Genomic DNA, 11,181 nt, shown 5'->3' on the forward strand with positions numbered 1-11,181 from the left:
AGGGTGTGATTCAACAGTACGTATTGGCGACGGTGGCAGGCAGCGCGGTAACCGCGCTGCTGGCATTTGTCGCGCACAAGTTGCACAGCACGAGGCTGACGGCACGGTTGCGCGCCGAAGCGGATGCACGGATCAAAGCGTTGTCGGCGGACCAGGCCGACCACAGTGAAGCAATCCGCGAACGCGAACAGGCCGCGCAAGAGATGGAGGCGTTGGCCGTACAGTTGCGCGAGGAACTGAGGCAGCAATCGGCCAGCGTCGATGAACTGCGCGCCACGCTGAAAGCCGCGACCGACGACAAAGACCAGTGGGCGCATCAGGCGCAACAGATCGCCGGCGAAGCCGCGCGTCTGAAGAGCCTCGGCGCGACATTCGAGCGTTGGCACGAGCAGATGATCTCGCTGATGACGCAGAACCACGACATGCACGCGAAGAATCAGGAGCTGTCGTCGATCGTCCGGCATGTGGTGATCGTCTCGCTGAACGCGTCGATCGAAGCCGCGCGCGCGGGTCCGGCTGGACGCGGCTTCGCGGTGGTGGCGAGCGAGGTTCGGGCGCTTGCCGCGCGTTCTGAGGAATTGTCGAAGAGCTATCGCGACAGCCTGCACCGCAACGATCTGACCACCACCTCCACGTTCCAGGACATCCAGGCCGGCGGCAAGATGATCGCGGCGTCGCTCTCCAGCGTCGAATCGCTCGCCAACCAGTTTCACTCGAAGCTGCACCAGGTGCCGATGTGATCACGGGCAACGCGAAGGACAGTTTCGACCGCATTTTCCGCAAAGCGGCGCAGGCGCGCCTGCCGCGGGATGCCGGCGATACGTGCGAGATCGCGCCGCTCGCAGAGGCCGGTGCGGGCGTAACGAAGGACACCCAGGTGGTCGTGCTGACCATCTCGTCGATCGTGTTCAGGCTGCTGCTGATCCTTCACTTCGACGAGAACGACAGCACGCGCAACTACTACCTGAAAGAAGGCGACGAACTGCCGTTCAAGGAAGCCTTTCTGGAAATCTGCAATCTGTGCTGTGGCGCGATGAATCAGGAATTGCTGCACTATTTCCCGGACCTCGGCATGTCGACGCCTTATGTCTTGAGCGCGCGTTGTCTGGGGCATCTGGCGGAATTGAAGCCGGCGTTTCTGTCGTCGTATTCGATCACGCTTAACGGTTCCGTGCAGTTGGCCGCGACAGTATGTGTGTGCGCGCATGCACCGATCGACTTCGTGGCGGACACGAGCGCAATTGAAGAAACCAGCGGTGAGCTGGAGTTGTTTTGAGTGTTGACCATGACGCCGATATCCGCAGTGAGCAGGAACGCAAAATGAACATGAATAAACCGGTCAGTAAGGTGCTGGTGCTGGACGACTGCCCGGTGCATAAGGAGGCGCTAAAACGCTTCTGCGACGAGAACAATCTGGTCGGCGTGAAAGTCGGCAAGAACCGCTTGCAGTCGGTGCTGCGCTCGAACATCGACCTGGGCGCGGTGCTGTTCGCTGAAAGCTACGGTGGTTCAGCCGAAGCGAGCGCCGAGATCGCGATCAGGATCAACGCGGTGCGCCCCGAGTTGCCGATCATCATGCGGCGAGAGGCCGATCCGAGCGTCGACGGTTTGCCGGAGAGCTTGCGCCGGGTGGTCTGCGCGGCCTACGTCGCGCACGATATGGCGCCTTTGCGTCAGGTGATCGACGAGTACATCTTCAGTCTGGACTACCCGAACGCGTTAGTGCGCGGCATTGCCGATATGACGCAGGCCATTCTCGGCGACGTGTTCAAGGACCTGACCATCACGTGCGACACGCCTTATATCGTGCGTGACCGGATCATCTTCGGCGAAGTGTTCAGCCTGATTCCGCTGGAGAGCACGTGGTGCCGCGGCTACATGATGATGCAGGCGGAAGAGGCGCCGATTCTCGAACTGCTCGATCGCCACCGGATGATCGACAACGCAGAGGATGGCGAGGCGAACTTCCGCGATCTGAATGGCGTGCTCGGCGAAGTGACGAATCTGATCTGGGGTTCGTTCAAGAACCGCTATGTCGGCGATGCGGACGCCTGGCTGCGCAGCCAGGTGCAAGTGCCGTTGCTGGTGAATCACAAGCACAAGTACATCTCGTTCGGCAGCGGCAATCCGCAACTGTGTTTCATGTTGTCGCTGACGGACCCGCAATCGGGCCGTTCGGTCAAGCTGCATCAACGTTTTGTGTTCAGCCTGAGCTGGTCGCCGGAGGACTTCAAGGAAGTCACGGACGATGTCGGCGCGATGGTCGAAGCGGGCGAACTGGATCTGTTCTGAATATTGTCATAGGGAAAAATCATGTCGAAAATTCTGGTGGTGGATGACTCGAGCACGGTGCGCGACGAAGTGGCCGGCTTCCTGAAGAAGAACGGTCTGGACGTCGATACGGCGGTGGACGGCAAGGATGGCCTCGCCAAATTGAAGGCCAGCCCGGGCATCAAGCTGGTGATCAGTGACGTCAACATGCCGAATATGGACGGCCTGACGATGGTCGAAAAGATTCGCGGCGAACTCGCTAACACGACCGTCAACGTCATCATGCTGACGACCGAGAGCAGCCCCGCGATGAAAGAGCGCGGCAAGGCGGCCGGCGTGAAAGGCTGGATCGTCAAGCCGTTCAAGGGCGACGCGGTGCTGGAAACGTTCCGTAAGCTGGCGAGCTAAAGGCGGCACAGGCGGCGGCACAGGCCGCGGCCCGACCAAAGGTGAGGGTTTTCGGGAGCCCGTGCGCCGATGCTTTGCAAAGCATGATTCGCTATAACGGCGGCGGTTGAAACACGCTAGTCTGCGATCATGTGCCAACTGCTCGCCCTCAACTGCGCCGAACCTACCGACGTCAGCTTCTCGCTGACGGGGTTCGCCGCACGTGGTGGCCTCACCGATCATCACGTCGACGGCTGGGGCGTGGCGTTTTACGAAGATCGCGCGTGCCGCGTGTTCGTCGACGATAGACCCGCGTGTCAGTCGCCGGTGGCTGAGTTTCTGAAAAGCTATCCGATCAAGTCGCGCAATGTCGTCGCGCATATTCGCAAGGCGACTCAAGGTGGCGCGCGCGTGGAGAACTGCCACCCGTTCATGCGCGAGTTGCGTGGGCAGCAATGGGTGTTCGCGCATAACGGCGACCTGCAACCGCTCGGTGAACCGGAGCAAGGTCCGTATGCACCGGTCGGCACGACCGATAGCGAGGCGGCGTTCTGCTTCATCATGAATCGTCTCTACGCCTATTTCGTTGCCCAAGCGGATACGGATGTGGACGACGTCGACGCCATGTTCGATGTGATCGAGCAGGCGACGCGCACGCTGAACCCGTATGGCATTTTCAACTTCGTGCTCTCGAATGGCAAAGCGCAATTCGCGTATTGCTCGACGCGTCTGTCGTACGTGATACGTCACTGGCCGTTTTCGAGTGCACGTCTCGTCGACGGCGATCTGACGGTGGATTTCGCCGAGCGTGGCACGCCGGCCGATCGTACAGCGGTGATTGCCACCACGCCGCTCACGGACGAAGTGTGGACCCCCTGCCAGCCGGGCGATCTGCTGATGTTTCGCAGCGGCGCGCTGCTGCGGCGCACGCATGTTCCCGTTCCCGCCGAAGTGCTCGCGACCTCGAAGTACGCGCCCTCCGAACGGTCCGCCGTTCCGGCGTGACATCGCACCAACGCGTGACCTTGGAAGCGGCCGCGCTACCGGCACTTTCATATCCATCGAAGAATTAGTTAGTTTGCCGACGCAAACCCATCTCGTATCGTTGCGCCAGATTTAAACAAATACAACATTGATACGGGAAATTGAAAAATGAAACGACTTTCTCTCCTCGCATTGCCTGCCGGTCTTCTTCTTGCTGCCAGCGCTCAGGCACAAAGCAGCGTCACGCTGTATGGCATCGTCGATGCCGGTATCGCTTACGTGCACAACGCACAAAGCGCGAACGGCCAGAATCAATCGTCGCTCGTGAAGTTCAGCAGCGGCAACCTGTCCGGCAGCCGCTGGGGCCTCAAGGGCACCGAAGACCTCGGCGGCGGACTCGCCGCGGTGTTCCAACTCGAGAACGGCTTTAACATCGGTACGGGCGCGCTTGGGCAGGGCAGCCGCGAATTCGGCCGCAAGGCGGTGGTTGGTTTGTCGAGCGGCACGTGGGGTGCGGTGACCCTCGGACGTCAATACGATCCGATCGTGGATCTGGTCCAGGGCCTCACGGAAGACAACTACTTCGGCGGCGTATTCGGCACGCCTGGCGACCTGGACAACTACGACAACAGTCTGCGTGTGAGCAACTCGGTCAAGTATGTGAGCCCGCTGTTCGCCGGCTTCCAGGTCGAGGCGCTGTATGGCGTGGGCGGTGTGGCGGGTGCGACGGGTAGCGGCCAGACGTACAGCTTCGGCGCAGCCTACGCAAACGGGCCGTTGTCGCTCGGCGCGGGCTACTTCTACGCGAACGGCGGCAACACCACGACGGCCGCGAATGTACGGACGTGGACCAGCAGTTCCGATTCGCTGTTCAACACGGTCATCAACGCCGGCTTTGCGAGTGCGAAGTCGATTCAGATCGTGCGTGTGGGTGGACAGTATGTGATCGGCGCGGCAACGATCGGCGCGGCTTACTCGAACACGCAGTATGCGAACGACGCGTTCTCCGCGTTCAGCAACACCGCGAAGTTCAACAACGGTTCGGTGTTCTTCAACTATCAGATCACGCCGGCCTTGCGCACGGGCGTGGGCTATAACTACACGTCGCTGACGGGCCCGAGTTCGGCGCATTACAACCAGGTCAACCTCGGTGCGGACTACGCGCTGTCGAAGCGCACCGATCTGTATGCACTGGCGGGCTACCAGAAGGCGAGCGGCAACACGCTGAACGCTAGCGGCAAGGTGGTCAGCGCCCAGGCGTCGATTGGCGATTACGGCGTGAATTCAGGGACTAACAGCCAGGAAGTGGCGATTGTGGGGATTCGTCACAAGTTCTGATTGCGTGGTTGATTGCCAGGTTGAGCGAGCCGGCTGCTGTGACGGCGGCCGGCTTTCCGAATGCCTTCAAAAAGCTCAAAGGTGAGAACATTCGGGAGCCGACGGGCAATCAGCGATACGTGAGCCCACACGCATCACTCCGCCTCACCATCCAGCAATTCCGACGACGATTCCCGCAAACATTCGCTGAACAGATCCGCCGCCGGCGCGGAGGTATCCGCGCGCCACACCAGTACCACTTCACCTAACGGTTCGAGCGGCGCGAGCGGCAGCACGCGCATGCGTCCACGGCTTACATGATGCCGTGCGACCGACAGCGGCAGGATCGACACGAAGTCTCCGCCGATCAGCAGCGACAGATTCAACGTCAACGAACTCGATTCAACCGCGCCGCGATCGAGCGGAATGCCTTGCTCCGCTAACGTCTCGGCCAGCGTCGCAAATGCGGGTGAACCGCGCAGTGGCGTAATCCAGCGCACCGAGCGCAGATCGTTCCAGTTCACCGGCATATCGACCTTGCCGAGGGGATGGCTCGCACCCACGACAAACACGAACGGCTCGCGATGCAACGTCTGCTGACGCAACAAGCCCTGGTTGCCGGCGATCCGGTTGCGGCCCAATGCGAGATCGAGCTCGCCTTCGTCGAGCATCTTGATCAGCTTGTCGAGCGTCGCTTCCACGAACGAAAGCGTCGCCGATGGCGCACGCCGCATGAACAGTTCGACCGCATGCGCGATCAGCGGCTGAGGAATCGTCACAACCGCGCCGAAGCGGACGTGACCGGCCGTGCCGGTGGTCAGCGCACTGACGTCGCGGCGCGCCAGTTCGATGTGCCGCAGGATTTCGCGGCCACGCGCGGCCATCACTTTGCCGATGCTGGTTAACTCGACCGCGTTGCCGACCCGTCGCGCGACCGGGACGCCGAGCGCTTCCTCGATTTCGCCAATCTGCTTCGAAATGGCCGGCTGGGTCACGTGGAAGGCGGCCGCGACGCGCGTCACCTGCCCAAGCTCCGCGAGGCTCACCAGGATGCGCAGATGCGGCAGCTTCAGGCCGCTGCGGAAGAAACGGTCGATTGCGTCGTTTTCGGTAGTTGCCATCCGTGCTTTCTCGGTACACATAACTGAACGGTAATGACCCGCGCCGAAACAGTGATTTGCGGTGCGGCGCTCAACCCGGCTAATCTTCGCTATCGGCATGACGGTAGAGCGTGAAGCGGGTGCGTCGAGCATAGCAGTTGGGCGTCGATCACATGACTCAGGGTATAACCGGAGCCGCGCCATGCCCCGCATCGCCACGACCACAGCGCGCATTCAAGCGCGCGGAAGGAGACAAGCATGAGCACCCCTCTCTACGGCGGCGCCGAACGGCCCGCTGTGTCTGATGCCCCCCCGGCACCGACGGAATCCGCGGAACGCACGGCGCTCTATCGCAAGCTCGCGTGGCGCATCGTGCCGTTTCTGTTTCTCGCGTTCATCGTCGCGTATATCGATCGCGTGAACGTGAGCTTCGCCAAGTTGCAGATGCTCACCGATCTCTCGTTGAGCGAGACCGTGTACGGCGCGGGCGCCGGCATTTTCTTTCTCGGCTATTTCATCTTCGAGGTGCCGAGCAACCTCATCCTGCATCGCGTCGGCGCACGCATCTGGATTGCGCGAATCATGGTCACGTGGTCGATCGTCTCGTGTCTGACGATGTTCGCGAGTGGCGCGACCTCGTTCTACGTGCTGCGCTTTCTGCTCGGCGTTGCCGAAGCGGGGTTCTTTCCCGGCATCGTGCTGTATCTGTCGACGTGGTTTCCCTCGAACCGGCGCTCGCAGATCATCGCGCTGTTCATGGCGGCGATTCCGGTGTCGGGTGCGATCGGTGGCCCGGTGTCGGGCTGGATCATGCAGCAACTGGCTGGCGTGCACGGGCTTGCCGGATGGAAGTGGCTGTTCCTGATCGAAGGGATCGCCTCGTTGCTGGTGGGCATCGCGGCGTTTTTTGTTTTGCGTGACCGCATCGAGTCGGTGAGCTGGCTGAACAACGAGGAAAAAGCGCTGCTCGCGCGCGACCTCGAAGCCGATGCGCAGACCCGTGCGCATCAAACGGTACGCGGCGCGTTCACCAATCCGAAGGTGTGGCTGCTCGGCCTGCTGTATTTCTGTATCGCGATGGGCAACTACGGACTCGTCTTCTGGCTGCCGACGATGATCCGCGCGAGCGGCGTGGTGAGCGTGGCGAATATCGGTTTGCTGTCGGCCGTGCCGTCGCTGATTAGCGCGGTCGCGATGATCCTGATCGCGCGTCACGCCGACAAGCACGATGAGCGGCGCAAGCACGTGGCCGTGTGCGCGGTGCTGGGTGCCGCCGGCATGCTGGCGTCAGTGCTGCTGGGCCAACACGTCTGGCTCTCGATGGCGGCGCTGGTGGTCGCGGCGATCGGCATCAATTCGATTGCGCCGGTGTTCTGGGGCATTCCGACCGCGCTGATGGGTGGCGTGGGCGCGGCGGCGGCCATCGCGGTGATCAATTGCACCGGCAATCTGGCGGGCTTCGTGAGCCCGTACGTGATCGGCTTCCTGAAGGACACGACCGGCACCTTGCTGCCCGGCATGATCGTGCTCGCCTGCGCGTTGGTGCTGGCCGCCGTGATCGTGCTGGCGATGCCGGCCGCGCGCAAAACAGCATGAGGAGAGCAGGATGATGCAGCAGGTTTGTATGGTCACCGGCGCGGCCACCGGTATCGGTGCGGCCACCGCGTTGCGCTTTGCGAGCGCCGGTTGGGCGGTGGCGATCGGCAACTTTGATGACAGCACGCGCGAAGCGGCGTTGGCCGTCGAAGCGCAATGCAAAAGACTCGGCGCCGAGACGCTGGTGTTCGACGTCGACGTCGGTTCCGACGCCGCGTGCGTGAAAGCGGTCGATGCGGTGGCCTCGAAGTGGCAGCGCATCGACGCGCTGATCAACTGCGCCGGCACCACGCGCTTCATCCCGCACGGCGATCTGGCCGCCGTCGACGACATGGAGTTCGAGCGCGTGTATCGCGTGAACCTGATTGGCATGTTTCAGATGACGCGCGCCGCGGTGCCCGTGCTGCGCGATTCGTCGACCGCTTCGCATAGCACAGCGGTGATCAATATCTCGTCGCTGGCCTCACTGAACGGTACGGGGTCTTCCATTGCCTATGCGGCTTCGAAGGGCGCGGTCAATACGCTGACCCTCTCGCTTGCCCGCAATCTCGCGCCGCATATCCGCGTGAATGCGTTGGCGCCCGGCATGGTGGACGACGGCTTGCCGCGGCGTGTGCTGGGTGAAGAGGCGTACGCGAAGATCGTCGACAACATGACGAATGTCGCGCCGCTCAAGCGTGTGTCGCAGCCTGGCGAGATCGCCGATCTTGCCTGGTTCATCGTCGCGCATGCGCCTTCGATGACCGGCCAGGTGATCGCCGCCGAGAACGGCATGCTGCTGAACGGCTGAACGGCTGAACGGCTGAACGGCTGAACGGCTGAACGGCTGAACGGCTGAACGCACAGCACCGCATACGGATACGTACAGGAAGAAAACCATGAGCAATCTCCACAAACACCGCTCGCGCACCGTCACCGAAGGCATCACGCGCACGCCGCATCGCGCATTCCTGCGAGCGACCGGCATGGACGACGCCGCGATCGAGAAGCCCTTCGTTGCGATCGTCGATACGTTCGGTGAAAACACGCCGTGCTCGATGTCGCTCGCAGCCGTGTCCGACAACGTGCGCCTCGGCGTCGCAGCGGGCGGCGGCGTGCCGATTCGCGGCTCGGCGATTTCGGTGTCGGACGGCACGTCGATGAATCATTCGGGCATGCGCTTTAGTCTCGTGTCGCGCGAAATCATCGCGGACAGCGTCGAGGTTTTCGTGCGCGCGCACTGCTACGACGCATTCGTCGGCGTGGCCGGATGTGACAAGACCCTGCCCGGCATTCTGATGGGCATGGTGCGCGTGAACGTGCCGGGCGTGTTTCTGTTCGGCGGCGCAATGTTGCCGGGCATCGCACCGGACGGCACACAAGCGACGATTCTGACCGCGATCGAAGCGGTCGGCGCGGCGCAACGCGGCGACATGTCGCTCGAAACCTTGCGCGGCATCGAGAAGCGTTGCACGCCGGGTGCGGGATCTTGCCCCGGACAATTCACCGCGAACACGATGGCGATGGTCGCCGAAACGCTGGGTCTCGCGCCGCTCGGCTCGGCGATGGTGCCTGCCGTCTACAGCGAGCGCATTGCGATTGCACGCCGCGCCGGCGAAACGGTCATGAACACGCTGAAAAACGGCGGTCCGCTGCCGCGCGATCTGGTCACGCGCAAGAGCCTGGAAAATGCCTGCGCCGCAGTGGCGGCCACCGGCGGGTCGACCAACGCAGCGCTGCACATTCCAGCAATCGCGCACGAGGCGGGCATTCGCTTTACGTTGGACGATGTCTCCGAGGTGCTGGCCCGCACGCCGTTGATCGGCGATCTGCAGCCCGGCGGCAAGTATCTCGCGCTCGATCTGTATCACGTTGGCGGCGTGCCCGCGGTCCTGAATGCATTGCTCGCCGGCGGATTCCTGCATGGCGATACGTTGACACAAACCGGCGAAACGCTCGAAACCGCGTTGAAAGCGTTCGCGGGCCCGGATGGCCGCGTCGTCCGTCCGCACAACGAACCGCTAAGCGAGAACGCCGGACTGGTGGTGTTGCGCGGCAATCTCGCACCGGATGGCGCGTGTCTGAAAACCGCGGGCCTGAAATCGCTGGTCTTCAGCGGCACCGCGCGGGTGTTCGAAACCGAAGAGGCGTGCATGTCGGTCGTGTCGAAGCGCACCTATCAGGAAGGGGACGTGCTTGTGATCCGCAACGAAGGGCCGAAGGGCGGCCCCGGCATGCGCGAGATGCTGAGCGTGACGGCGGCGATCTACGGTCAGGGGATGGGCGAAAAAGTCGCGCTGCTGACCGACGGACGCTTCTCAGGTGCGACGCGCGGCATGTGTATCGGCTACGTCGGACCGGAAGCGGCGGCAGGTGGCCCGATTCGTTTGCTGAGGGACGGTGACCGGATTCATATCGACGCGCACAAAGGCACGCTCGATGTGGAATTGAGCGATGAGGAACTCGCACAGCGCAGCAAGGAGCTTGTGCCGTTCACAAGGGGTCGCTTAGGCGGCGTACTGGAGAAATATGAAGCGCTGGTGCGGCCGGCGAATCTCGGTGCGGTGACGCATTCGGGCGCGGTGGAGTGGCCGTATGAGGCGTCGATCGGTGAGGACGAGGCATGAGCGCCGCCGTCGCGCCGGATGCGCTGCGCGTCGGCTTTTGTGGCATCGGCAAAATGGGCGAACCGATGGCCTGGCGCTTGCTCGCGGCCGGGCACGCGCTGCGGGTGTGGAATCGATCGTCGGCGAAGCTGGCCGCGCTGGCAGCAGAGGGCAGTGTCGTCAGCGATTCGCCCAGACAACTGGCCGAGGCAAGCGATGTCGTGATGCTGTGCCTCGGCGACGCCCATGCGGTTGAAGACGTCGTCTTCGGTGAACAGGGGCTCGCGCATGCCGCCGCCGCACCGCGCTTTCTGATCGACCACTCGACCATCGCGCCTGTTGAAACGCTGCGCTTCGCCCAGCGTTGGCATGACCTGACTGGCGGCGTGTGGATCGACGCGCCGGTGTCCGGTGGCACGGCAGGCGCTGTGACGGGCACGCTCGCGATCATGTGCGGCGGCAGCACGAACGATATCGCCGCAGTTGAACCGCTGCTGCGCGCCTATGCTTCGCGTGTCACGCGCATGGGCGCCACTGGCGCAGGACAGGCGACCAAGCTCGCAAACCAGGCGATTGTCGTGACGACCATCGCGGGCATTGCTGAAGCCTGCGTTCTTGCTCAACGCGTCGGTATCGACGCCGCTGCGATGCCGGCTGCCTTGCGAGGCGGCTGGGCCGATTCGGTGCTGCTGCAAACCTTGATGCCGCGGATGCTGACGCCGCCGTCGAGTCCATCGGGCACGATCAGGACAATGCTGAAGGATCTCGACGCGGTGGCGGAGTTGGCGCGTGAGGCTAACGCGCCATTGCGCGCCGTCGGCGAAGTGCGCAATCTTTTGCATGAAGCGGTCGATCGGGGACTCGGCGAGGAAGATATCTCGCAGATCATTAAAGTCCTGCTCGAACAGCGAATGACCGACGAGTCATGAGTAAACCACGAG

11 protein-coding genes are annotated in these 11,181 nt (G+C 62.6%); 10 read left to right on the plus strand and 1 reads right to left on the minus strand.

What is annotated here, in order from left to right; translation table 11 throughout:
• Positions 1-5: 5 nt before the first annotated feature.
• The 6 genes from PQQ96_RS34865 (at position 6) to PQQ96_RS34890 (ending at position 4,980) form a co-directional block, all read left to right on the plus strand.
• Positions 6-740: a methyl-accepting chemotaxis protein gene (locus tag PQQ96_RS34865; protein WP_408300941.1), complete on the plus strand. Its 735-nt coding sequence runs from the start codon at positions 6-8 to the stop codon at positions 738-740.
• Positions 737-1,276 (plus strand): hypothetical protein, encoded by a 540-nt coding sequence (locus PQQ96_RS34870; RefSeq protein ID WP_408300943.1) that lies wholly within the window; start codon positions 737-739, stop codon positions 1,274-1,276. Before PQQ96_RS34865 ends, PQQ96_RS34870 begins: the two co-directional genes overlap by 4 nt.
• A 44-nt stretch (positions 1,277-1,320) precedes the next feature.
• On the plus strand, positions 1,321-2,292 hold the full coding sequence (locus PQQ96_RS34875) for a chemotaxis protein CheX (RefSeq protein ID WP_408300944.1): 972 nt from the start codon (positions 1,321-1,323) through the stop codon (positions 2,290-2,292).
• A gap of 21 nt (positions 2,293-2,313) precedes the next feature.
• The gene (locus PQQ96_RS34880) at positions 2,314-2,679 is read left to right on the plus strand and encodes a response regulator (RefSeq protein WP_028196001.1); all 366 of its coding nucleotides are present in this window, start codon (positions 2,314-2,316) and stop codon (positions 2,677-2,679) included.
• Positions 2,680-2,808: 129 nt separating this feature from the next.
• Positions 2,809-3,663 (plus strand): class II glutamine amidotransferase, encoded by an 855-nt coding sequence (locus tag PQQ96_RS34885; protein ID WP_408300946.1) that lies wholly within the window; start codon positions 2,809-2,811, stop codon positions 3,661-3,663.
• Positions 3,664-3,810: 147 nt separating this feature from the next.
• A complete protein-coding gene (locus PQQ96_RS34890) occupies positions 3,811-4,980 on the plus strand; it encodes a porin (RefSeq protein WP_408300947.1) in 1,170 nt (389 codons plus the stop codon).
• Between the two features lie 134 nt (positions 4,981-5,114).
• Here the strand turns inward: PQQ96_RS34890 and PQQ96_RS34895 are convergent, their stop codons facing one another.
• The gene (locus tag PQQ96_RS34895) at positions 5,115-6,080 is read right to left on the minus strand and encodes a LysR family transcriptional regulator (protein WP_408300949.1); all 966 of its coding nucleotides are present in this window, start codon (positions 6,078-6,080) and stop codon (positions 5,115-5,117) included.
• A 237-nt stretch (positions 6,081-6,317) separates the two neighbouring features.
• On the opposite strand from PQQ96_RS34895, the gene PQQ96_RS34900 reads away from it, so the two are divergent.
• The 4 genes from PQQ96_RS34900 to PQQ96_RS34915 all read left to right on the plus strand — a co-directional run bounded on the left by PQQ96_RS34900 (position 6,318) and on the right by PQQ96_RS34915 (position 11,169).
• Positions 6,318-7,655 carry an MFS transporter gene (locus PQQ96_RS34900; protein WP_408300951.1) on the plus strand — a complete coding sequence of 446 codons (1,338 nt, stop codon included), beginning with the start codon at positions 6,318-6,320 and terminating at the stop codon, positions 7,653-7,655.
• 10 nt (positions 7,656-7,665) lie between these two features.
• A complete protein-coding gene (locus tag PQQ96_RS34905) occupies positions 7,666-8,445 on the plus strand; it encodes an SDR family NAD(P)-dependent oxidoreductase (RefSeq protein WP_408300953.1) in 780 nt (259 codons plus the stop codon).
• 88 nt (positions 8,446-8,533) lie between these two features.
• Positions 8,534-10,261 (plus strand): dihydroxy-acid dehydratase, encoded by a 1,728-nt coding sequence (gene ilvD / locus PQQ96_RS34910; protein WP_408300955.1) that lies wholly within the window; start codon positions 8,534-8,536, stop codon positions 10,259-10,261.
• Entirely contained in the window at positions 10,258-11,169 is a 912-nt protein-coding gene (locus PQQ96_RS34915) for an NAD(P)-dependent oxidoreductase (RefSeq protein ID WP_408300957.1), read from the plus strand. Before ilvD ends, PQQ96_RS34915 begins: the two co-directional genes overlap by 4 nt.
• Positions 11,170-11,181 lie beyond the last annotated feature (12 nt).

Origin of the sequence: Paraburkholderia sediminicola (genome assembly GCF_046027825.1) — a bacterium.
In the GTDB taxonomy this organism is placed as follows: domain Bacteria; phylum Pseudomonadota; class Gammaproteobacteria; order Burkholderiales; family Burkholderiaceae; genus Paraburkholderia; species Paraburkholderia sediminicola_D.